This is a genomic window from Catellatospora tritici (assembly GCF_019083965.1).
Classification (GTDB): domain Bacteria; phylum Actinomycetota; class Actinomycetes; order Mycobacteriales; family Micromonosporaceae; genus Catellatospora; species Catellatospora tritici.
Map to the genome: position 1 here is coordinate 269,172 of NZ_JAHRCY010000002.1, position 22,024 is coordinate 291,195.

Here is a 22,024-nt window from a genome sequence, read left to right on the forward strand (position 1 = left end):
GTGGAGTAGCCGTAACCTGCGCACCGGACCGACCGCATGGGCGTCTCCCGAGGTCAATGTCGGCGGCGGCACAGTCGACTGCTCTGCCGATTGAGCTACCGGACCCTGCGGCCCGAGCGGGACTCGAACCCGCAACCCGTTGATCCAAGAAGTATCCGCTGCCTGCGCACCGGGAGACGAGAGACAATCTATGGCGGATACGGCTGTGCCACAACGTGATTACGAATGCCGCGCGCCAGAGATCGAGGAGGCGGCGGCGTCCCGTCACCGGGCGAGTCATTTCACAGGCGTCGGCGGCACCCTCGTGGGCGTACGCCAGCGGCCTCCATGGAGTAGCCGTCGCCGACGCACCTGGCGCGCGGCCCGTCGAGTGTATGCGATCAGCCCCGCTGAGAGTCGCCGTGCCCGCTGCCCCTCGGGACGATCCACTCATGGGGCTGGCCAGTGACCTCGGCGATGCGCTCGAAGTCGCTGTCGTAGTGCAAGATCGTGGCGCCGTGCGCCTCTGCCGTGGCGGCCACCAGCAGGTCAGGTATGCCGACGCTGCGATGGTGGCCACGCAGTGCCAGCAGTTGCATGACGTCGAGCATGCGCCGCTGAGCGGCATCGTTCGTGTCCAGCCAAAGCACCGTCTCGTATTCGGCCCGCATCGAGGTCAGCTCGGCGTGGTTACGGGCGGAGAAGCACAACTCGGCCGCGATGACCGGACACGTCGCGATCGATCCGTCGAGGAAGCGCGTGCTCATCGACTGCCGTGCCGCGTCGCTGTAGCGCAACTGCTCCCACGCCGACTTGTCGACGAGGTAGATCACTGCCACGCTTCCCGGTCGACGTCCGTCTCCGCGAGCCGGTCGGCCGTCAGCAGCGCTATCCGCATGAACTGGTCCACCCGTTCGCGGCGGCGCTGGGCGATCTCGCGCAGTGCCCGGTTCACCGTCTCGACCTTGGTCGAGGTGCCGAACTCGGCCATCGCCAGGGCGAGCGCGTCCTCGTCGATGTCGATGAGAGTCTTCGCCACGACCGTCCCCTGTCTGTCCGCCGAGCGCCCCTCGGGGTATATCCCACCCAGTCATGAAGATATCCCCGAGGGGGCGTGGCTCACAAGGCCGCAGGTCAGGCGGCTACCTGCTGGCGAACCTGGTTGCTGGTGGGACGGAACGGCTGCTGCTCGCGTACGCCCCAGGGGGAGCCGTACTCGGTCAGTTTGTTCAGGAACGGCACCGGGTCCAGCGCCTCGGGGCCGAGCACCCCGATGCCCTGCCACACGCGCTCGCTGAGCAGTTCCAGCGCGACGACCGGGTTGACGGCCGTCTGCCACACCACGGCCTGGTGGCCGTACTCGCGCATGGACCACTCGTTGTCGACCACGTGGTAGAGGTAGACCTCCTTGACCTTGCCGTCCAGGGCGCGCCCGCGCACCCAGGTGCCCGCGCAGGTCTTGCCGCGCATGCGCGAGCCCAGCGTGGCCGGGTCGGGCAGCTGCGCGGCGAGCACGTCGCGCGGCGACACCATGACCGGGGACTTGCCGCCGCCGATCGCGATCGGCCGGGTGGAGTCCAGACCCAGCTTGTGCACCGTCTTGAGGATCTCGATGAACTCGCTGCCCAGGCCGTACTTGAAGGTGACCCGCTTGGCGTCGACCCAGCGCGGGATGAGCAGCACCTCCTCGTGCTCCACGTTGACGCACTCGACCGGCCCGATGCCCTCGGGGAAGTCGAACACCTCGGGCTCGCTGAACGGCGCGGTGGTGAACCAGCCGCGCTCGCGCTCCCAGATGATCGGCGGGTTGAGGCACTCCTCGATGGTGGTCCAGATCGAGAACGACGGGGCGAAGTCGAACCCGTCCACGGTGATGTTGGACCCGTCCCGCACCCCGATCTCGTCGATCTCGGCGAACAGGTGGTCGGCGGCGTACCGGGCGAAGATGTCCGACAGGCCGGGTTCCACCCCGATGCCGACCAGGGCCAGTCGCTCCTTGGCCGCCCAGTCGACAGCCTTGGCGAACTGCTCCTCGCCGAGCATCACGCCGGTCTGGGAGTAGGGGTCGGTCGGGTGCGGACGCGACAGCGACATGGCCATGTCGAGGTAGTCGGCGCCCGCGGCGTACGCCCCGTCGAAGATCGGCATGACGAAGCGGGGGTCGACCGCGTTCAGCACGTGGGTGATGCGGTGCTCGCGGCACAGAGCTGCGACGTCCTCGGCGTTCGAGGCGTCCAGACGGGCCGCCAGGAAGCGGTCGTCGTACCCGGATACGGCCTTCTGGGCCCGCTCCAGGGAGTAGTCCGCCACCACCATGAGCTGGAAGAAATCACGGCGTGCGGCGATGGAGGCTGCTGCACTGCCGACGCCGCCAGCGCCGACCAGCAGGATACGCATAACAGTCCCTTCAACAACGCGGCTTTCGACCGCGTATGGGTGGCTTTTCAAGTGTGTTGTCCCAGCCCGCCGCGTGGTCACGCGAGGGGCTGCAGGTGCCCGTGGAGATGCCGGGTCAGGAGTCGAAGCCGAGGCCCGCGTGGTCGAGGGTGCGCAGCCACAGGTTGCGGCGGCCCTGATGCTCGTCGGCGCGCGCCAGCGACCAGCGGGTGAGCTGGATGCCCAGCGAGCGCAGCGGCTCCGGCGGCAGCGGCCAAGGCTTGCTGCGGACGAAGTCGAGCCTCGTGCGTTCGGTGTCGAGTCCGTAGAGCTGGTCGAGCATCACCTGGGCCCCGAAGCGGGTCGCGCCCACGCCGAGTCCGGTGTACCCAGCCGCGTACGCCAGCCGGCCGCCGAAGGCGGTGCCGAAGAACGCGCAGAACCGGGTGCAGGTGTCGATCACCCCGCCCCAGCTGTGGGAGAAGCGCAAGCCCTCCAACTGCGGGAACGTGGTGAAGAAGTGCTCTGCCAGCCGTGCGAAGGTGGCCTCCCGCTGCTCCAGCGTCGGCGCGATCCGGTTGCCGAAGTGGTAGATCGCGTCGTACCCGCCGAACAGGATCCGGTTGTCGGCGGTGAGCCGGTAGTAGTGGAACTGGTTGGCCGAGTCGCCCAGGCCCTGCCGGTTGCCCCAGCCGACCGCGGCCAGCTGGGCGTCGCTCAGCGGCTCGGTCATCAGGGCGTAGTCGTACACCGGGATCAGGTAGCGCTTGAGCTTGCGCACCAGCGGGCCGAAGGCGTTGGTCGCCAGCGCCACCCGGCTCGCCCGCACCTCACCGTGCGGGGTACGCAGCACCAGGCCGTCGCGCTGGGTGACCACGCCGAGCACGGGAGTGCCCTCGTAGATGCGCACGCCGAGCGACAGGCACGCCTGCCGCAGGCCCCAGGCCAGCTTCGCCGGGTCGAGCATGGCGACCCGGTCGCGGTCCCACCAGCCACCCAGGTAGGTGGGCGAGTCGACCTGCGCCCGCACCTGGTCGGCGTCGAACACCTCGGCCTGGTAACCCATGGACCGGGTCAGCTCCGCCGACTCGTGCAGCCAGTCCAACTGGTACGCGGAGGTGGCCACCTCCAGCTCACCGGTGCGCTCGAAGTCGCAGTCGATGCCGTACCGCACCAGCGTGTCCTCGATCTGGTCGAGGTTCTCCCGGCCGAGCCGTTCCAGCTCGGTTATCTCGCCCGGGAATCGGTCCACCCCGTTGGCCAGCCCGTGGGTCAGGCTCGCGGAGCAGAATCCACCGTTTCGTCCGGAGGCGGCGTGGCCGCACACCCCCGATTCCAGGAGCACCACGTCGGTCGACGGGTCGCGTTCCTTGGCCACCAGCGCCGTCCACAGGCCGCTGTAGCCACCCCCGATCACGGCCAGCTGCGCGGTGGTCGCGCTGGTCAGCGGGGGTACGGGTGCCGGCCGCTCCGGCCGGTCCGTCCAGTACGGCGTCGGCGACGCATCCGCTAGCGCCGACGCCCACAGTTTTGATCCTTTGGCCCGCATGAGCCGATCTCCTCCTTCTACCAATCGCGAGGCCGTACATCTGTAGATGTTTGTGGCCTCTTATCCTGAATTTTCCCCGGATAAACGTTTTGTCCGGGAATACCAAACGGCCGCCGAGCCGGACCACGCTTGACGCGTGCCGGGTCGGCGGCCGTTCAGAAGATCAGCTGGTCGCGGCGCGACGGGCGGAGCGGCGACGGGTGCGCAGCTGGCCCGCGATGACGAACGCGAACGAGATCAGGAACATGGCACTGGCCACGGCGTTGACCTGCGGCGGGATGCCGCGCAGGTTCGAGCCCCAGATGAACATGGGGAAGGTGTCGTAGCCGCTGGTGCCGGTCACGAAGTTCGTGATGATGAAGTCGTCGAAGCTGAGCGAGAACGCCAGCAGCGCCGCCGCCACGATCCCGGGCATGACCAAGGGCAGGATGACCAGACGGAACGCCTGCCACGGCGTCGCGTACAGGTCCATCGCCGCCTCCTGCAGCCTCGGGTCAAGCCCGGCCAGTCGTGCCTTCACGGTGACCACCACGAACGATATGCAGAACATGACATGCGCGATCAGGATCGTCAAGAAGCCCAGCGGCAACTTTGTCCCGATGAACAGTGTCAACAACGAAGTTCCCATGACGATTTCCGGCGTGGCCATCGGCAGGAAGATCAACGTGTTGGTGGCGCCCCGGCCCATGAACCGGTACCGAACCAGGGCGAACGAGATCAGAGTGCCCAGAATGGTGGAAAGCACCGTCGCGCAGAACCCGATGACGATGCTGCGCTGCAGCGAGTCGCACAGCCCGGCCGCGCCGCACATGTCGGTCCAGTTGTGCAGCGTGAAGTGCAGGTCGCCGAAGTCCAGCACGTACGTGGTGTTGCGGCTGCCGGGCTGGTTGAACGACAGCAGCAGCACCACCGCGATCGGGACGAACAGGTACCCGAGCAACAGCAGCCCCAGCAGGAACACCCATTTCTCGGCGAACCAGCGCCACAGGGAGCGGGCCATCAGACGACCTCCTCCGTGCCGGCGGTGCTGACGTAGATCGTGACCAGCACCAGGATCGTGATCATGAGCATCACCGAGAGCGCCGAGGCGATCGGGTAGTCGTTCACCACCAGGAACCGCGACTGGATCACGCTACCGATCATCTGGGTGTTCGGGCCGCCCAGCAGCTGCGCGTTGACGTAGTCGCCGGTGGCCGGGATGAAGCAGAGCAGCGTGCCCGCCACCACGCCCGGCATGGACAGCGGCAGCGTGACGCGGAAGAAGCTGCGCACCGGGCCGTGGTAGAGGTCGCGGGCGGCCTCCAGCAGGCGTACGTCGAGCTTCTCCAGGCTGGCGTAGAGCGGCAGCACCATGAACGGCAGGAAGTTGTAGACCAGGCCCGCAATCACGGCGAACTCGGTGGCCAGCAGGCGGCCGTCGGGCGGCAGCACGTGGATCCACTTCAGGAACTCGACCACCGGGCCGGTGTCGGCCAGGATCGCCTTCCACGAGTAGGTGCGCACCAGGTAGCTGGTGAAGAACGGCGCGATCACGCCGACCAGCATCAGGTTCTTCCAGCGCCCGCCCTTGATCGCGATCGCGTAGGCCAGCGGGTAGGCCAGCAGCACGCAGATCACCGTGGTGATCAGCGCGTACCAGAGCGAGCGGAGGAACTGGACGTGGAACATGTCCCAGGCGGTGGCGTAGTTGCTCCACGACCAGGTCATCGCGTAGCCGGTCTCGACCGAGCCGTTGGGGTCCCACAGGCTCGCCGCGAACAGCTGCCACACCGGCACGATGAAGAAGACGATCAGCCAGAGCAGGCCGGGGGCGAGCAGCGCGTACGGCACCCAGCGGTGTGCGCGCATGCCCGCCGGAGGCGCCGCGGGCGCGGCGTCGACCGCCGCACCCGTGCCTCCGGCGGAGGGGATCAGAGCCGCCACATCAGCTCCCCACGAGGAACGAGTGCGCTGGTGCCCAGTGCACGTGCACCTCGGCCCCGGGCGCCTGGGGCGCGGTGACACCCGAGTTGGGCACGAACACGGTCAGCTCGGTGCCCCAGGGGGCACGCACCAGGTACTGCGTGGAGACGCCGGTGAACGACGCGTCGGTGACGACGCCGCCGACGGCGGCGTGCCCCTGCGGCACCGAGGTCAGGTCCGCGGCCAGGTGCAGCTTCTCCGGGCGTACCCCCAGCAGGGCGCTGCCGGAGGTGACCCGGCACCGGCCCGCGGGCACCGCCAGCCGGTTGCCGTGCGCGTCGACCGTCACGTGCCCGTCGGTCTGGCCGGTGACCTGCGCCTGGATCAGATTGGACTGGCCCAGGAAGTTGGCCACGAAGGCCGAGGCGGGGAACTCGTACATCTCCGCCGGGGCGCCGAGCTGCTCGACGCGCCCCTCGTTCATCACCGCGACCGTGTCGGCCATGGTCATGGCCTCCTCCTGGTCGTGCGTGACGTGCACGAAGGTGATGCCGACCTCGGTCTGGATGCGCTTGAGCTCGATCTGCATCTGACGCCGCAGCTTGAGGTCGAGCGCGCCCAGCGGCTCGTCCAGCAGCAGCACCTCCGGGTTGTTGACCAGCGCGCGGGCCAGCGCCACCCGCTGCTGCTGCCCGCCGGACAGCTGTGCCGGGCGGCGCGACCCGTACTGGCCGAGCTGGACCAGGTCGAGCATCTCGGCGACCCGGCCCCGGGCGTCGGCCTTGCTCACGCCCTTGCGCCGCAGGCCGAACGCCACGTTGTCGGCGACGCTCATGTGCGGGAACAGCGCGTAGCTCTGGAACACCGTGTTCACGGGCCGCTTGTACGGCCGCATCCGGGTGATGTCGAGGCCGCCGAGCGTGATCCGCCCGCTGGTCGGCTCCTCCAGCCCGGCCACCATGCGCAGCGTGGTGGTCTTGCCGCAGCCCGACGCCCCGAGCAGCGCGAAGAACGAGCCGTCGGGGATGGTCAGGGTGAGGTCGTCGACGGCCGTGAAGCTGCCGAAGGTCTTGGTGACGCCCTCGATGCACAGATCCTGGTCGGTCACGTTCGTTACGCCCCGATCGCTGACTGGAACTTGCCCTCGTACTCCTTCTCCTGCGCCTCGGTGAGCGGCATGAAGATGTGGAGCTTGGACTGCATCTCGGCGTTGGGGAAGATGAGCGGGTTGGCGGCCAGGTCGGGATCGATCTTCTGCATCTCCTCCTGGGCCCCGGCGACCGGGCACACGTAGTTGACCCACGCGGCGAGCTCGGCGGCGACCTTCGGGTCGTAGTAGTAGTCGATCAGCGCCTGGGCGTTGGCCGCGTGCGCGGCGGTGGTCGGGATCAGCATGTTGTCCGACCAGATCATCATGCCCTCGTCCGGCGTGATCAGCTTGATCTTGTCGTTGTCGAACCCGAGCTGGATCACGTCACCGGACCACGCGATGCAGGCGGCGATGTCGCCCTTGGCCAGGTCCTGCACGTAGTCGTTGCCGGTGAACTTGCGGATCTGGCCCGAGGCCACCGCGCCCTTGAGCTTGTCCAGCGCCGCGTCGTAGTCGGCCGAGGTGAAGTTGGCCGGGTCCTTGCCCATCGACAGCAGCATGAAGCCCATCGTGTCGCGCATCTCGGTCAGCGCGGTGACCTTGCCCTTGAGGTCGGCACGGGTCAGCAGCTCGTCGACCGTGTGCACCTCCTTGGTCACCCCGGTGTTGACCGCGATGCCGGTCAGGCCGGACTGCCACGGGGCCGCGTACTCCATGTTCGGGTCGAACTGGCGGCCCTTCAGCGACGGCGACAGGTTCTTGAGGAACGTGGCCACCTTGTCCGGGTTGAACTTCTGGGCGAAGCCGTTGCGGATGAATTTGGCCGCCATCCAGTCGGTGAAGACCACGATGTCGCGCTCGATGCTCTGGCAGGCCGCGAGCTGCGTACGGATCTTGCCGTAGAACTCGTTGTTGTCGTTGATGTCCGCGGTGTACTTGACGTCGATGCCCGTCTTGGCCTTGAACGTCGTGAGCGTCGGGTGGACGTCGGCGTTCTTCTCGTCCTCGTCGATGTAGGCAGGCCAGTTGGAGAAGAGCACGGTGCGCTCGGTGGCCGAGACGTCCGGCACGGTGCAGGCCGGCTTGGCCGACGGGCCGCTGCTCCCGTTGCCGGTGGTGCCGCAGGCGGCCAGCGCGCCGCCGCCCACCGCCAGCGCGCCGCCGGCCAGGGCGCCGCGCAGCACGTTGCGCCGCGTCGGCATGGCCGCGAGCACCGCTTGAGCCTGCGGGGAAAGAGGAATACGACGAGGCATCGAACGTTCCTTAACGTAAGAGGGGACTACCGAATGCTGCTGTTATCAACTACTTGAAGACGGTGCGGTGCCAGGGCTTGGCGGCCACCGCGGTGCGGTCGTACATGACGTGTTTGATCTGTGTGTACTCGTCGAACGAGTAGGTGGACATGTCTTTTCCGAATCCCGAGCGCCGGTAACCCCCGTGCGGCATCTCGCTGATGATCGGGATGTGGTCGTTGACCCACACGCAGCCCGCCCGCAGCTCACGTGTGCCGCGCAGGGATCGGTACACGTCCCGGGTCCACACACTCGCGGCCAGGCCGTACGGTGTGTCGTTGGCCAGCGCCATACCCTCATCATCGGCGTCGAAGGGCAGCACCACCAGCACCGGGCCGAACACCTCCTGCTGGACGATCTCGCTGTCCTGCGCCGCGTCGACCACCAGGGTCGGGGCGTAGTAAGCGCCGTGGGTCAGGTCGGCCGGGACCCGGCCGCCGACGACGATCTTGGCACCCGCCGCGCGGGCCCGGTCCACGAACCCCGCCACCCGGTCCCGCTGGGCCAGCGAGATCAGCGGGCCGATGTCGGTCGCGGGGTCGAGCGGGTCTCCGGCCCGTACCCCCTCGAACAGCTCGGCCACCCGGGCCACGAAGCGGTCGTAGAGCGGCCGCTGCACGTACGCCCGCGTCGCCGCGGTGCAGTCCTGACCGCTGTTGATCAGCGACCCGGCGACCGCGCCCTGGGCGGCGGCCTCCACGTCGGCGTCGTCGAAGACCAGGAACGGAGCCTTGCCGCCCAGCTCCAGGTGCACCCGCTTCACCGCGCCCGCGGCGGTGGCGCCGACCTGGCGCCCGACCCCGGTCGACCCGGTGAAGCTGACCATGTCCACGTCGGGGTGCGCGACCAGCGCCGCCCCGGCCACCGTGCCCCGGCCGGTCACCACATTGACCACGCCCGCCGGGATGCCCGCGTCCAGGCAGGCCTGGGCGAACATGACGCTGGTCAGCGGGGTCAGCTCGGCGGGCTTGAGCACGATGGTGTTGCCCGCCGCGATCGCGGGCAGGATCTTCCAGGCCGCCATCTGCAGCGGGTAGTTCCATGGCGAGATCGAGCCGACCACACCGATCGCCTCGCGACGCACCATGCTGGTGTGGTCGCCGGAGTACTCCCCCGCCGCCTTGCCCTCCAGGTTGCGTGCCGCCCCGGCGAAGAAGGCGGTGTTGTCGATCGTGCCGGGCACGTCGAACTCGGTCGCCAGGCGCACCGGCTTGCCGGTCTGCGCCACCTCGGCGGCCACGAAGTCCGCGGCCCGTTCGGCCAGGACGCCCGCGAGCCGGGTCAGCGCGCCGGAGCGCTCGCCGGGCGTCGCGCCCGACCAGCCCGGATACGCCGCCCGCGCCGCCGCCACAGCCGCCTCCACATCCTCGGTGCCCGCCAGCTCGAACTCGGCCACCGAGGTGCCGTCCGCCGGGTTGATCACGGAGAACCGCTCACCCGAGGTACCGTCGGCGCTCGCACCGCCGATCAGATTGGGCGAAAAAACGGTCATCCCGGCCCCCACTGTCAGATGGTTAACAAGCTGTGGCGCGACGATAGTTACATGACGTGGACCACATGACAAGGGATTCCGTGGCGTTCTTGAGCTGACTCCACGGATTCCGGGGCTCAAAGTCGCCAACAGATGACGTTTTCGTTACAAGCGCTGGCGGGCGGTACCGGAATCGTGGCGCTGACGGCGTTACGATTCGACCACCGGAGCCCCGGGCCCCGGGCCCACCCCACCCTGCGACCCTCATCGCTCACGTCCCTCAGGAGGCCGGCATTGCCGACGCCCGCTGACTCAACGGTGCCCCGCGGAACCGTCCGCCGCCACCCGCAGCTCAACCACGCCAACCACGCACTGCTCGACGAGACCGCGAAACAGATCATCGAGCAGTTGCAGGAGGACGGCCGACGCCCGTACGCGACCATCGGCCGAGCGGTCGGCCTGAGCGAGGCGGCGGTCAGACAGCGCGTCCAGCGGCTCATCGACGCGGGCGTCATGCAGATCGTCGCCGTCACCGACCCGCTCCAGCTCGGCCTCGGCCGGCAGGCCATGATCGGGGTCAAGACGACCGGCGACCTCGACGGCATCTCGGACCGGATCGCGGAGATCGAGGAGGTCGACTACGTCGTGATCACGGCCGGGTCCTACGACCTGCTGCTGGAGGCGGTCTGCCGCAACGACGACCACCTGCTGCAGATCCTGCAGGAGGTGCGGGCCGTGGACGGAGTCGTCGGGGCCGAGGTCTTCGTGTACCTCAAGCTGCGCAAGCAGACGTACTCCTGGGGCACCGGCACCAGCACCACCTGACCGCGCCGGCGCCCGACCACACCCCCGGTTTTTTATCGACGCTGGCCTATCCAGAGGACGGCTTTCGCTGATCCGTCCTCTGGATAGGCCAGCGTCGATGCTAAGCGCCAAGTGCGACGGCACGGCGCGGGCGACGGCGACCGGCGACCGGCGACGGGCGACGGGTCAGATGCCCATGACCGCCGTGAAGCTCGCCTGGTACGCCCGCTCCTCGGCGGCGCTCAGCGACTTGAACGCGCGCACCCGCGCCAGCGTCGCCACGCTCGGGAAGATCAGCTCGTGCTCGGCCAGCTCCGGGTCGATCTTCGCCATCTCCTCCTGCGCCCCGGCCACCGGGCACACGTAGTTGACCCAGGCCGCCAGCTCCGCGGCCACGCTCGGGTCGTAGTAGTAGTCGAGCAGCTTGGCGGCGTTGGCCCCGTGTCGGGCGGTGGACGGGATCAGCGCGCAGTCCGACCAGATCATCAGGCCCTCGTCCGGGGCGATGAACTTGATCTTCTCGTCGTTCGCGTTGAGCTGCAGCGCGTCCCCGGACCAGGCGATCGCGGCGGCGACGTCACCCTTGGCCAGGTCCTGGACGTACTCGTTGCCGCTGAACCGGCGGATGTGGCCGCTGCGCACCGCCCGGCTGAGCTTGTCCAGCGCGGCGTCGAAGTCCTCGGGCGTGAAGTTCGCCGGATCCTTGCCCAGCGAGGCGATGAGCAGGCCCATCGTGTCGGGCATCTCCATCGACACGGTCACCCGGCCCTTGAGGTCGGGGCGGGTGAGCAGCTCGTCGACGGTGTGCACCTCGGTCGCGACCCGGGTGTTGACGGCGAAGCCGGTCAGGCCGGACTGCCACGGGATCGAGTACGCGAACTCGCGGTCGTACGAGCGCTGCCGCAGCGACGGCAGCACGTTGCGGTGCACGGTGGCGACCCGGGCGGGGTCGATGGACTGGGCGAAGCCCAGCCGGATGACCTTGGCCGCCATCCAGTCGGTGAAGACCACTAGGTCGCGCTCGATGTCCTGGCAGGCGGCGAGCTGCGTACGGACGCGGCCGAAGAACTCGTTGTTGTCATTGATGTCCTCGGTGTAGCCGACCTTGATCCCGGTCTGGGCGGTGAACGCGGCGAGCGTCGGACGCCGGTTGGGGTCGCGCTCGTCGACGTCGACGTACTGCACCCAGTTGGAGAAGGCGACGCGGCGCTCGGTCGCGGAGTGGTCGACCGCGGTGCAGTTCGCGGCCGCCGCCGCGGTGCCCTCCAGCCCACGCCCGCCCAGCGTGGCGGCCCCCACGGCGACCGCGCCCCCGGCGAGGGCACCGGTCAGCACCCGGCGCCGGGTGGCTGGGCGGCCGAAGGCCTGGAGCAGGGCGCGGGCGGGCGAGGAAAGGGTGCGAGGAGCGCGCAATCGAGGTACCTCTACAGCTGAGGGGACGGACGTTCCCCAGGTCGAACAACGGGCAGCCGACAATTCTGCCCAAACCAGGTCCGGCTACGCGGGGCCAGGTGCCTCAGCTCACAAAACGCCCTTGTCCGGCGCAACGGTACGGCAGGGCGGACGGTGGCCAGCGGTCCGCTACGAAATCCGTGGCGTACGAGCGATAATGGCACTGGAAGGGTTGTCATCTCGCGAATCTGTGTGCGATAACCGTAGGCAACACGGCGACGTACCTCTGAGTGGAGCCTCACGATGGGCAAGGAAACCGACCACCTCTGGATGCACTTCACCCGGATGGGTGCCTACCGCGACGGCAACGTGCCGACGATCGTGCGAGGTGAGGGCGCCTACGTGTGGGACAGCAACGGCAAGCGCTACCTCGACGGGCTCGCCGGGCTGTTCACCGTCAACGCCGGCCACGGCCGGGCGGAACTGGCCGACGCGGGCGCCAAGCAGGCCCACGAGCTGGCGTTCTTCCCGCTGTGGTCGTACGCCCACCCGAAGGCCATCGAGCTGGCCGACCGGATCGCCTCGCTGACCCCGGGCGACCTCAACCGGGTCTTCTTCACCACCGGCGGCTCCGAGGCGGTGGAGAGCGCGTGGAAGCTCGCCCGCTCGTACTTCAAGAAGGTCGGCCAGCCGCTGCGGCACAAGGTGGTCAGCCGCTACCTGGCCTACCACGGCACCTCGCTGGGCGCGCTGTCGATCACCGGTGTGCCCGCGTTCCGGGCCGAGTTCGAGCCGCTGGTGCCCGGCGGCATCAAGGTGCCCAACACCAACTTCTACCGCGCGCCCGAGCACGGCGACGACTACGAGGCCTTCGGGGTATGGGCCGCCGACGAGATCGCCCGCGCCATCGAGCGCGAGGGGCCGGAGACCGTCGCCGCGGTGTTCCTGGAGCCGGTGCAGAACGCGGGCGGCTGCTTCCCCGCCCCGCCCGGCTACTTCCAGCGGGTACGCGAGATCTGCGACCGGTACGGCGTACTCATGGTCTCCGACGAGGTCATCTGCTCCTGGGGTCGCCTCGGCGAGTACTTCGGTGCCCAGTACTACGGCTACCAGCCCGACATCATCACCACCGCCAAGGCGCTGACCTCGGGCTACTCCCCGCTCGGCGCGATGATCGCCAGCGACCGGCTGATGGAGCCGTTCCTGGCCGACGGGCAGATGTTCGCCCACGGCATCACCTTCGGCGGGCACCCGGTCGGCTGCGCGGTGGCCATGGCCAACCTCGACATCTTCGAACGGGAGAACCTGGTCGGGCACGTACGCGAGAACGCGCCCGCCTTCCGGGCCACCCTGGAGAAGCTGTACGACCTGCCGATCGTCGGCGACGTGCGCGGCGAGGGCTACTTCTACGGCATCGAACTGGTCAAGGACAAGACGACCCGGGAGACGTTCAACGCCGAGGAGTCGGAGAAGCTGATCCGCGGCTTCCTGTCCACGGCGCTGTTCGACGCCGGGCTGTACTGCCGCGCCGACGACCGGGGCGACCCGGTGATCCAGCTGTCCCCCGCGCTGATCTGCACCCAGACCGAGTTCGACGAGATGGAGCAGATCCTGCGCGACGTGCTGACCCGGGCCTCGAATCTGCTGTGACTGTCTCACTGTGGCGGGACACCGCGGGCGGCGCCGTCGCGCCCCGCCCGCGGCTGTCCGGCGACCTCGACGTCGACGTGGCGATCGTCGGCGCGGGCTACACCGGCCTGTGGACGGCGTACTACCTGCGCCGCGCCGACCCGAACCTGCGCGTCGCGATCGTCGAGGCGGAGCAGGCCGGGTTCGGCGCCTCCGGCCGCAACGGCGGCTGGTGCTCCGGCCTGCTGCCGGTCTCGCTGCCCAAACTGGAGCGGCGGCACGGCCGGGACGCGGCGGTCGCGTTCCAGGCCGCCATGAACACCACCGTCGACGAGGTCGGCAAGGTCGCCGCCGCCGAGGGCATCGACTGCGACTTCGCCAAGGGCGGCTCGCTGGGGCTGGCCCGCTCGGCCCGGCAGTGGCACGAGGCACGGGCCGAGGCGGCGCAGGCGGCCGCGTACGGGTTCGAGCTGGAACTGCTCGGCCCGGCCGAGGCACGGGCCCGCTGCGGCGCCACCGACGTGCACGGCGGGACCTGGAACCCGCACTGCGCCGCGCTGCACCCGCTCAAGCTGGCGCGCGGGCTGGCTCGCACCATCGAGCGGCAGGGCGTGCCGATCTACGAGAAGACCCCGGCGCTGGAACTGGCGCCGGGTGCCGTACGCACCGCGTACGGCACGGTCCGGGCGCGGTTCGTGGTCCGGGCGACCGAGGGGTACACCCCCGGACTGCCCGGCTCCCGGCGCGCGGTGGTGCCGATCTACTCGTTGATGGTGGCGACCGCGCCACTGCCCGATTCGTTCTGGGCCCGGACCGGGCTGGCCGCGCGGGAGACGTTCACCGACCTGCGCCGACTGGTCATCTACGGGCAGCGCACCGCCGACGGGCGGCTGGCGTTCGGCGGGCGCGGGGCGCCGTACCACTTCGGGTCGGCGGTGCGGCCGTCGTACGACACCGCGCCGCGCGTGCACGACGCGCTACGGCACACCCTGCGCGAGCTGTTCCCGGCGCTGGACGGCACCGAGTTCACCCACGCCTGGGGCGGACCGCTGGGCATCGCCCGGGACTGGCACCCGTCCGTGGGCCTCGACCGCGCCACCGGCCTGGCCTGGGCCGGGGGCTACGTCGGTGACGGGGTGGCCGCCACCAACCTGGCCGGACAGACCCTGGCCGACCTGATCACCGGCCATGAGACCGAACGCACCGCCCTGCCCTGGGTGAACCACCGCTCCCCGAACTGGGAGCCGGAGCCGCTGCGCTGGCTGGGCATCAACGCGGGCCTGCGCGGCGTCGTGGCATTGGACGCCCTCTCCCGCCTGCGCTCTTGACCACCCGCAGGCTGCGCCCACCGCTGCGCGAGGTCGCCCCGCCGCTCCGCGAGGTTTGAAAGGGCCCCTTCTTCGTCGTAAAGCGATAAGAAGGGGCCCTTCCTTACGTCTCAGGCGGGTGGGATGACGCGGAGGTGGCCGCGGCGGCCCGGGGTGGGGGTCGGCGCGGGGTCCGGCGGCTCGGGGGCGCGCGGGTGCGGGCGGGCCGCCTCGCGCACCGCCTCGGCCAGGGCGACCAGGTCGTCGGTGGTGGGCGGCGGCGGCTCGAACTCGCCGTCGTAGCGGACCAGCTCCCAGCCCCGGGGGGCGGTCAGGCTCAGCGCGTGCGGCTCGCACAGGTCGTACGTGTGCGGCTCCTGGTGCGCGGCGAGCGGCCCGACCACCGCGGTCGACTCGGCATAGACATAGGTCAGCGTTGCGACCGCCTGCCGGGGGCAGCCGTTACGAGAGCAACGCCGTGGAGACCTCACGGCGTGTGACGTTAGCGCCCCGCCGGGCGAGTACGCCGTGGATGCGCCGCGACACGCCGAGGGAAGGATCACTCAGGCGTGCCCCGACGGGAAACTGACCGGCGGGGATACATTGGCGAAGTGACCAGTCCCGCCCGCCGCCGCCCCACCGCCGTACGACGCCGCCGCGACCGCCACGGGCGGGGTATGCGCGGCCGCCTGGTCCCCGCGAGCGTGCCGTTGGCCCGGACCAAGGCGGAGGTCTTCGACGAGCTGGTGCTGGACACGGTCGAGTCGCTGGAGGCGAAGTTCGCCACCGAGCTGGCCGGGGTCGAGTTCGCGGTGGAGGACGTCCCGCCGGACCTGAACGTGTACGACTCCGACGTGCTGGAGGACGGCCGGGTGCCGCTGGCGCGGCTGCTGCCGGGACGCCCGGGACGGCACGGCGTGCCGCCCCGGATCGTGGTCTACCGGCGCCCGCTGGAGTTCCGCGCCTCGGACCGCGACGACCTCGGCGAGCTGGTCCGGGACGTGATCGTGGAGCAGGTGGCGAACCTGCTCGGGCTGAGCCCCGAAGACCTCAGCTGACATGCCCTCCTGCCCCGGGCCCCCCGACCCGGGCAGGAGACAGGCTTCAGACCGCCCGGCGCTTGAGCTTGCGGCGCTCGCGCTCGGACAGTCCACCCCAGATGCCGAACCGCTCGTCGTGCGAGAGGGCGTACTCCAGGCACTCGGACTTGACCTCGCAGCGCGAGCAGATGCGCTTGGCTTCGCGGGTCGATCCACCCTTCTCGGGGAAGAACGCCTCAGGGTCGGTCTGCGAGCACAGCGCGTGCTCCTGCCACTCGGGCGCGTTGCCCAGCAGATCCGCCACGACGGGGCGACCGTCCATCTCCGCTGCCTCCTTTATGCGCGCCGGGATCACCGGCGCAACCCCCCACCCTGGAGAGGGCATCTGTCCACATAGGCGGTTTCGTGGCTGCCGCATCCTCCAGGCCCCACCGGAATTACACGCGTGTCGCACGTGCACCGTCAAGCTGACTCTGGTACACGCCCGGCAGGGCCGTTCGGTGCGGCGGCATTGTCCCGCCACTGCCCTATCGATCCAGACCCGAGAGCGGTAACGGCATCCCGGGCGTGTCGTGGCGAAATTCTGCTGGCGTGTCGGGCTTGACGTCATCCGGCTGACGGCGATCCGACAGATAGCCGATGATGTCCGTCACCCTGGGCACAACGACGCGACGGCCGGGGACGTCACGCCCCCGGCCGTCGGTATCTACGCAGGTCAGTGCCGGTGTGGCGCGGTCGCGTAACCGGTCGTGCGCTGCCGGGCCGGACGTCCGGCGGCGGCCGCCACCGCCTCCAGCTGCGCGACGGTACGGGCCGAGCCGTGCGCCGAGCCCGCCATCCGGGAGATCGTCTCCTCCATCAGCGTGCCGCCCAGGTCGTTGCAGCCGCCGTTCAGCATCGCCACGGTGCCCTCGTCGCCGAGCTTCACCCAGGAGCACTGAATGTTGTCGATCCGGCCATGCAGCAGCAACCTGGCCATCGCGTGCACGGCCCGGTTCTCGCGCCAGGTCGCCCCGGCGCGGGACACCCCGGCGAGGTAGATCGGGGCGTTGGTGTGCACGAACGGCAGCGCCACGAACTCGGTGAAGCCGCCGGTGCGGTCCTGGATCCCGGCGAGCACCCGGAAGTGGCCCAGCCAGTGCCGGGGGTGGTCGACGTGGCCGTACATCATCGTGGAGCTGGACCGGATGCCCAGCCGGTGCGCCGTCTCGACCGTCTCCACCCAGGCGGAGGTCGGCAGTTTGCCCTTGGTCAGCACCCAGCGCACCTCGTCGTCGAGGATCTCGGCCGCCGTGCCGGGAATGGTGTCCAGCCCCGCCTCGCGCAGCCGCGTCAGCCAGTCGGCCACGGACACCCCGGCCTTGGCCGCCGCGGTGACGATCTCCATCGGACTGAACGCGTGCACGTGCATGCCGGGCACCCGCTCCTTCACCGCCCGGACCAGGTCCGGGTAAACCGAGACGGGCAGCTGCGGGTCGATGCCGCCCTGCACGCAGATCTCGGTAGCGCCGTCGCGCCACGCTTCCTCGGCCCGGTCGGCGACCTGCGCCACGCTCAGCCGGTAGGCGTCGGCGTCGCGCTCGCGCTGGGCGAACGCGCAGAACCGGCAGCCGACGTAGCAGACGTTGGAGAAGTTGATGTTGCGGTTGACCACGTACGTCACGTCGTCGCCGACGGTGGCGGCACGCACGTCGTCGGCGATGCGGCACAGCTCGTCCAGGGCCGGGCCGTCGGCGTGCAGCAGCGCCAGCGCGGCGTCCTCGTGCCGGGATTCGAGCAGGTCCGCCGGGTTCTCCCGGGCCACCCGCAGGCCCTCGGCCAGCGCACCGAGGTGTACCGCGGGGGCGGTGCCGCGCCCGGCCGCCTCGGAGACGGCCGACCAGTCGCCGTACACGGTGTCGAAGTCGGCGCGACGGTCGGCGGCGCGGCCGGTGGTGTCGATGGTGGCGTGCAGGTCGGTGCGGCCCGTGCCGCCCTCGACCTCGGGCTCCTGCCAGGGGCGGCCGGTCACCGGCGCGTCGGCCACGGCCATCCCGTCGGCGGCGGCCAGCGCCGTGACGTGCGGGTGCAGGCGCGGGTCGAGCCAGCGCTCGGCGCCTCGGACGTACCCCGGGTAGATCGTGAGCCGCTCCCGCAGCTCGAAGCCGGTGGCCGCGGTCAGCGCCGCCAGCTCGTCCAGGTGTGGCCAGGGGCGCTCGGGGTTGACGTGGTCCGGCGTCAGCGGCGACACCCCGCCCCAGTCGTCGATCCCGGCCCTGACCAGCAGTTCGAACGAGGCGTCGATGAGGTTCGGCGGGGCCTGCAGGCGCATGCCCGGCCCGAGCAGCAGCCGCGCGACGGCCACCGTGGCGGCGAGGTCGCGGACCGAGGCATCCGGCACCGAACGCATCGCGGTGTCGGGCTTGGCGCGGAAGTTCTGCACGATCACCTCCTGGAGGTGGCCGTACTCCCGGGCGCTGCGGCGGATCTCGAACAGCGCGTCGACCCGCTCGGCGTGCGTCTCACCGATGCCGATCAGGATGCCCGTGGTGAACGGCACCCCGATCCGACCCGCGTCGGCCAGCACCCGCAGCCGCACCGCCGGTTCCTTGTCGGGCGAGCCGAAGTGCGGGCCGCCGGGCTCCGACCACAGCCGGGTGGCGGTGGTCTCCAGCATCATGCCCATGCTCGGCGCCACCGGGCGCAGCCGCTGCAGCTCGGCCCAGCTCAGCACACCCGGGTTGAGGTGCGGCAGCAGGCCCGTCTCCTCCAGTACGGCGATCGCCACCGAGCGCAGATAGTCCAGCGTGGAGGCGTACCCCCGCTCGTCGAGCCACTGCTGCGCGGCCGGCCACCGGTCCTCGGGCCGATCCCCGAGTGTGAACAATGCCTCTTTGCAGCCGAGCGCGGCGCCCTGCCGGGCGATCGCCAACACCTCGTCGCGGTCCAGGAACGCGGCGGGCAGCTTGTGCGGCACGGTGGCGAAGGTGCAGTAGTGGCAGCGGTCCCGGCACAGGCGGCTCAGCGGGATGAAGACCTTCTTGGAGAAGGTGATGACGCCGGGGCGTCCGGCGTCGCGCAGGCCCGCGTCGCGTACGGCGCCGGCCAGGGCCAGCAGTTCGTCGAAGGCCGCGCCCTCGGCACTGAGCAGGGCGGTCGCCTCGGCGGCGTCGAGCGCCTTGCCGGTGCTCGCCCGTCTCAGCGCGCGCGTCACCTCCGCAGCCGTGACCTGGTGCTGCGCATCCGCTTCGCCGGCCATGCTGACTCCCCTCCGCGCGCTACCCCGTAGTAGGTACCAACGCCCGCAGGCCAGCGTACGACCCTGCCCCGGCGCGACCGCCGCGGTGCGGGAGGATGTGAGGATGCGGATCGTGGTGCTGGCAGGCGGCATCGGCGGCGCGCGGTTCCTCACCGGAGTGCGGGCATATGCCCGCGATACCGGCGCCGAGGTGACCGCGGTCGTCAACGTGGGTGACGACGTGTGGATGCACGGGCTGCGCATCACCCCCGACCTGGACTCGGTGATGTACACCCTGGGCGGCGGGATCGACCCCGAGCGCGGCTGGGGTCGCGCGGGCGAGACCTGGACCGTCAAGGAGGAGCTGGCCAAATACGGCGCCGAGCCCTCCTGGTTCGGCCTCGGCGACCGGGACATCGCCACCCACCTGGTCCGCACCCGGATGCTGAACGCGGGCTACCCGCTGTCGGCCGTGGTCGCCGCGCTGTGCGACCGCTGGCAGCCGGGCCTGGACCTGCTGCCCGCCACCGACGACCGGCTGGAGACCCACGTGGTCACCGAGCTCGACGGAGCGGAGCAGGCCATCCACTTCCAGGAGTGGTGGGTGCGCCACCGCGCGCAGGTGCCCGCGAAGCGGTTCGTCTTCGTCGGGGCCGAGGCCGCCAAACCCGCGCCGGGCGTGCTCGACGCACTGGGCTCGGCCGACGTGGTGCTGGTCGCGCCGAGCAACCCGGTGGTGTCGATCGCGCCGGTGCTGGCCGTGGCCCCGCTGCGCGACGCGCTGGTCACCGGGCGGGCTCCGGTCGTCGGCGTCTCGCCGATCATCGGTGGCAGCCCGGTGCGCGGCATGGCCGACAAGTGCCTGGCCGCGCTGGACGTGCCGTGCACGGCCGAGGGCGTGGGCCGACTGTACGGTGCCCGTACCGCCGGTGGGGTGCTCGACGCGTGGCTGGTCGACACCGCCGACGCGGCGACCGAAGTCCCCGGCGTACGCGTGGGCGCGGCACCGCTGTGGATGACCGACGAGGACGCGACCGCGGCGATGGTCCGCGCGGCGCTGGAGCTGGGAGGACTGTCGTGATCGGCGGCTACAGCGTGCACCCGGTGCGCGGCATCGGCGACGTTCGCCCCGGCGACGACCTCGCCAAGCTCATCACCGAGGCCGCCCCCTGGCTGGTCGACGGGGACATCCTCGTGGTGACCAGCAAGATCGTGTCCAAGGCCGAGGGCAACCTGGTCGACGTGCCCCAGGCCGGGCCGGAACGGGAGGCCGCCCGGGAGCGGGTGCTGCGCGAACAGACCGCCCGGCCGGTGGCCACCCGGGGCCACACCCGCATCGTGCAGACCCACCACGGGTTCGTGCTCGCCTCGGCCGGGATCGACGCCTCCAACGTCGACCGCTCCCAGCTGGTACTGCTGCCGATCGACCCGGACCGGTCGGCCCGCGAGCTGCGCACGGTCATGCGTGAGCGGTACGGGCTGGACGTCGCGGTGATCATCAGCGACACGATGGGGCGCCCGTGGCGCAACGGGCTCACCGACGTGGCCCTGGGCTGCGCGGGCATTCCGCCGCTGCGCGACCACCGGGGCGAGACCGACCCGTACGGCAACGAGCTGCACATCACGCAGATGGCGATCGTGGATGAGCTGGCCGCCGCGGCGGAGCTGGTCAAGGGCAAGGTCGACCGGGTGCCGGTGGCGGTGGTCCGAGGTTTGATCACCGCGAGCGCCGACGGGCCCGGCGCGGTCGAGACGCTGGTCCGCGACGCCGCCCACGACCTGTTCTCGATGGGCACCGCCGAGGCGATCGCCCTGGGCCGCGAACAGGCCGCCGAGAACCACGCCGCGAGTTGAGCTGGAGCCCTTCCGCTCCGCGAACCGAACCCAACCGAACAATGCTCGTCTCGCTGACGCGAGCCGACGAAGGTGCCCTGCCCTACCTGGGGCTGCCCGCGAGCAGGGCGTGGCCGAGCGGAGTCAGGGTGTGGTGGACCGTGTTGCGGATGCGGGTGCTCAGCAGCAGCCCCGCGTCGCGCATCACCGTCACGTGCTGGCTCACCGCCGCCGGCGACACCCCGAGCCGCCGGGACAGTTCCGTGGTGGTGCTGCCCGCCGCCGCCAGCTCCAGCACCGCCGCCCGGGTGCGTCCCAGCAGCCCCGTCAGCGCCTCCCCCGGCGCCGTGACCGCGAGCCGGGCCGCCGGGTGCACCGAGTACACCAGCACCGGCGGCAGTTCCGGGTCGACCAGCGTGACCGGCTTGGTGTACGTCTTGAAGTACGACGGCACCAGCAGCAGCCCGCGCCCGTCCAGGTGCACGTCACGGTGCGACGGATAGTCGGCGATGGACAGCGTGCCGCCGTCGAACCTGATCGACGGGTGCAGGTCGTTGAGCAGCCCCTCCACACCCTGGTCGAGCATGGTGCGGGCGCGCATGCCCCGGTCGGCCTCGACGGCGGCGCGCACCCGGGGCCACATCGGCTCGATCGCGGTCTGGTGATACCGGGTGATCGCCGTGCCAAGCTCGGCAATGGCGGACCGGTTCCCCCGGCCCAGCTCGTCGACGCTCGCGGGCAGTGATCCCCGCGCGCCGCCCAGGACGTCGATCTCGCGGCGCAGCCGGGGCTGTGCGGTGGACAGCACCGCGTCGAGCCCGGCGTCGATGCCGTCGGCCGCCTCGGGCGGGGTGAGGAAGTCGGGGAAGTAGCCCACCGGCGGGTTGAGCGCCAGCAGCATGGCCACCTCGGCGCGCAGCGGTCCGGCCGGGCGCAGCCGGGCCACGGTGTCGCTCTTCCAGCCCGACAGCAGCGGGTCGGTGCCGCGCATGCGCAGCAGATGGATGCTGAGCGCGAGCTCCCACATCGGATCGGGTCGGGGGGCCACACGGGTGCGGACGAGGTCGGTGCCGGTGAAGTGGATCCGCAGCATGTGGACTCCGGGGTGGGGGGCGACCTCGATGAGGATACCGAGGGAACTGA

19 protein-coding genes and 1 pseudogene are annotated in these 22,024 nt (G+C 70.5%); 6 read left to right on the forward strand and 14 right to left on the reverse strand.

Features of this window, described 5'->3' with window-relative positions; all coding sequences use genetic code 11:
- Nucleotides 1-380: 380 nt before the first annotated feature.
- From KUA19_RS05085 to KUA19_RS05125, 9 genes are all read right to left on the reverse strand, one after another.
- Nucleotides 381-812 (reverse strand): PIN domain nuclease, encoded by a 432-nt coding sequence (locus KUA19_RS05085; RefSeq protein ID WP_217394926.1) that lies wholly within the window; start codon nucleotides 810-812, stop codon nucleotides 381-383.
- Entirely contained in the window at nucleotides 809-1,018 is a 210-nt protein-coding gene (locus tag KUA19_RS05090; protein WP_212827194.1) for a type II toxin-antitoxin system VapB family antitoxin, read from the reverse strand. Before KUA19_RS05090 ends, KUA19_RS05085 begins: the two co-directional genes overlap by 4 nt.
- Nucleotides 1,019-1,113: 95 nt before the next feature.
- Entirely contained in the window at nucleotides 1,114-2,376 is a 1,263-nt protein-coding gene (locus tag KUA19_RS05095) for a saccharopine dehydrogenase family protein (RefSeq protein WP_217394927.1), read from the reverse strand.
- Nucleotides 2,377-2,491: 115 nt separating this feature from the next.
- Nucleotides 2,492-3,904, reverse strand: a complete 1,413-nt coding sequence (locus KUA19_RS05100) for an NAD(P)/FAD-dependent oxidoreductase (protein ID WP_217394928.1) — start codon at nucleotides 3,902-3,904, stop codon at nucleotides 2,492-2,494.
- Between the two features lie 163 nt (nucleotides 3,905-4,067).
- Complete coding sequence (locus KUA19_RS05105) at nucleotides 4,068-4,904, reverse strand: ABC transporter permease (RefSeq protein WP_217394929.1); 837 nt, start codon at nucleotides 4,902-4,904, stop codon at nucleotides 4,068-4,070.
- Nucleotides 4,904-5,827, reverse strand: a complete 924-nt coding sequence (locus tag KUA19_RS05110) for an ABC transporter permease (RefSeq protein ID WP_308167341.1) — start codon at nucleotides 5,825-5,827, stop codon at nucleotides 4,904-4,906. The genes KUA19_RS05105 and KUA19_RS05110 overlap by 1 nt, the downstream gene beginning before the upstream one ends.
- Nucleotide 5,828: 1 nt before the next feature.
- On the reverse strand, nucleotides 5,829-6,914 hold the full coding sequence (locus KUA19_RS05115; protein ID WP_217394930.1) for an ABC transporter ATP-binding protein: 1,086 nt from the start codon (nucleotides 6,912-6,914) through the stop codon (nucleotides 5,829-5,831).
- A gap of 5 nt (nucleotides 6,915-6,919) precedes the next feature.
- Nucleotides 6,920-8,149, reverse strand: coding sequence for an ABC transporter substrate-binding protein (locus tag KUA19_RS05120; RefSeq protein WP_254548669.1), 1,230 nt, complete (start codon nucleotides 8,147-8,149; stop codon nucleotides 6,920-6,922).
- Between the two features lie 49 nt (nucleotides 8,150-8,198).
- Nucleotides 8,199-9,680 (reverse strand): gamma-aminobutyraldehyde dehydrogenase, encoded by a 1,482-nt coding sequence (locus KUA19_RS05125; protein WP_217394931.1) that lies wholly within the window; start codon nucleotides 9,678-9,680, stop codon nucleotides 8,199-8,201.
- Nucleotides 9,681-9,977: 297 nt separating this feature from the next.
- Between KUA19_RS05125 and KUA19_RS05130 the strand changes: the two genes are divergently transcribed.
- A complete protein-coding gene (locus KUA19_RS05130; RefSeq protein WP_217394932.1) occupies nucleotides 9,978-10,484 on the forward strand; it encodes an Lrp/AsnC family transcriptional regulator in 507 nt (168 codons plus the stop codon).
- Between the two features lie 165 nt (nucleotides 10,485-10,649).
- Here the strand turns inward: KUA19_RS05130 and KUA19_RS05135 are convergent, their stop codons facing one another.
- Nucleotides 10,650-11,876 (reverse strand): polyamine ABC transporter substrate-binding protein, encoded by a 1,227-nt coding sequence (locus KUA19_RS05135; RefSeq protein WP_254548670.1) that lies wholly within the window; start codon nucleotides 11,874-11,876, stop codon nucleotides 10,650-10,652.
- Nucleotides 11,877-12,158: 282 nt separating this feature from the next.
- Here KUA19_RS05135 and KUA19_RS05140 point away from each other — a divergent pair, with 282 nt between their 5' ends.
- Nucleotides 12,159-13,505: an aspartate aminotransferase family protein gene (locus KUA19_RS05140; RefSeq protein WP_217394933.1), complete on the forward strand. Its 1,347-nt coding sequence runs from the start codon at nucleotides 12,159-12,161 to the stop codon at nucleotides 13,503-13,505.
- Nucleotides 13,502-14,812: an NAD(P)/FAD-dependent oxidoreductase gene (locus KUA19_RS05145; RefSeq protein ID WP_217394934.1), complete on the forward strand. Its 1,311-nt coding sequence runs from the start codon at nucleotides 13,502-13,504 to the stop codon at nucleotides 14,810-14,812. Before KUA19_RS05140 ends, KUA19_RS05145 begins: the two co-directional genes overlap by 4 nt.
- Before the next feature lie 110 nt (nucleotides 14,813-14,922).
- Here KUA19_RS05145 and KUA19_RS05150 read toward each other — a convergent pair whose 3' ends face one another.
- Nucleotides 14,923-15,282, reverse strand: a complete 360-nt coding sequence (locus tag KUA19_RS05150) for a DUF3499 domain-containing protein (RefSeq protein WP_217394935.1) — start codon at nucleotides 15,280-15,282, stop codon at nucleotides 14,923-14,925.
- A gap of 120 nt (nucleotides 15,283-15,402) precedes the next feature.
- Here KUA19_RS05150 and KUA19_RS05155 point away from each other — a divergent pair, with 120 nt between their 5' ends.
- Nucleotides 15,403-15,849 carry a metallopeptidase family protein gene (locus tag KUA19_RS05155; protein WP_217394936.1) on the forward strand — a complete coding sequence of 149 codons (447 nt, stop codon included), beginning with the start codon at nucleotides 15,403-15,405 and terminating at the stop codon, nucleotides 15,847-15,849.
- A gap of 46 nt (nucleotides 15,850-15,895) precedes the next feature.
- On the opposite strand, the gene KUA19_RS05160 is transcribed toward KUA19_RS05155, so the two are convergent.
- Nucleotides 15,896-16,153, reverse strand: coding sequence for a WhiB family transcriptional regulator (locus KUA19_RS05160; protein WP_203755039.1), 258 nt, complete (start codon nucleotides 16,151-16,153; stop codon nucleotides 15,896-15,898).
- 393 nt (nucleotides 16,154-16,546) lie between these two features.
- Complete coding sequence (locus tag KUA19_RS05165; RefSeq protein ID WP_217394937.1) at nucleotides 16,547-19,069, reverse strand: bifunctional FO biosynthesis protein CofGH; 2,523 nt, start codon at nucleotides 19,067-19,069, stop codon at nucleotides 16,547-16,549.
- A gap of 103 nt (nucleotides 19,070-19,172) precedes the next feature.
- On the opposite strand from KUA19_RS05165, the gene cofD reads away from it, so the two are divergent.
- Together cofD and KUA19_RS05175 are read left to right on the forward strand one after the other, a co-directional pair.
- A complete protein-coding gene (gene cofD, locus KUA19_RS05170; RefSeq protein WP_217394938.1) occupies nucleotides 19,173-20,129 on the forward strand; it encodes a 2-phospho-L-lactate transferase in 957 nt (318 codons plus the stop codon).
- Between the two features lie 14 nt (nucleotides 20,130-20,143).
- Nucleotides 20,144-20,881: pseudogene (locus KUA19_RS05175) on the forward strand (coenzyme F420-0:L-glutamate ligase); the annotation flags it as partial.
- Between the two features lie 103 nt (nucleotides 20,882-20,984).
- Here KUA19_RS05175 and KUA19_RS05180 read toward each other — a convergent pair.
- Nucleotides 20,985-21,974, reverse strand: a complete 990-nt coding sequence (locus tag KUA19_RS05180) for an ArsR/SmtB family transcription factor (protein WP_217394939.1) — start codon at nucleotides 21,972-21,974, stop codon at nucleotides 20,985-20,987.
- Nucleotides 21,975-22,024 lie beyond the last annotated feature (50 nt).

What these genes read in the sequence shown, in the direction of transcription:
- cofD (WP_217394938.1), top strand. Translation starts at nt 19,173, where the DNA reads ATGCGGATCGTGGTGCTGGCAGGCGGCATCGGCGGCGCGCGGTTCCTC.
- KUA19_RS05105 (WP_217394929.1), bottom strand. Translation starts at nt 4,904, where the DNA reads ATGGCCCGCTCCCTGTGGCGCTGGTTCGCCGAGAAATGGGTGTTCCTG.
- KUA19_RS05100 (WP_217394928.1), bottom strand. Translation starts at nt 3,904, where the DNA reads ATGCGGGCCAAAGGATCAAAACTGTGGGCGTCGGCGCTAGCGGATGCG.
- KUA19_RS05160 (WP_203755039.1), bottom strand. Translation starts at nt 16,153, where the DNA reads ATGGACGGTCGCCCCGTCGTGGCGGATCTGCTGGGCAACGCGCCCGAG.
- KUA19_RS05140 (WP_217394933.1), top strand. Translation starts at nt 12,159, where the DNA reads ATGGGCAAGGAAACCGACCACCTCTGGATGCACTTCACCCGGATGGGT.
- KUA19_RS05095 (WP_217394927.1), bottom strand. Translation starts at nt 2,376, where the DNA reads ATGCGTATCCTGCTGGTCGGCGCTGGCGGCGTCGGCAGTGCAGCAGCC.
- KUA19_RS05180 (WP_217394939.1), bottom strand. Translation starts at nt 21,974, where the DNA reads ATGCTGCGGATCCACTTCACCGGCACCGACCTCGTCCGCACCCGTGTG.
- KUA19_RS05165 (WP_217394937.1), bottom strand. Translation starts at nt 19,069, where the DNA reads ATGGCCGGCGAAGCGGATGCGCAGCACCAGGTCACGGCTGCGGAGGTG.
- KUA19_RS05125 (WP_217394931.1), bottom strand. Translation starts at nt 9,680, where the DNA reads ATGACCGTTTTTTCGCCCAATCTGATCGGCGGTGCGAGCGCCGACGGT.
- KUA19_RS05120 (WP_254548669.1), bottom strand. Translation starts at nt 8,149, where the DNA reads ATGCCTCGTCGTATTCCTCTTTCCCCGCAGGCTCAAGCGGTGCTCGCG.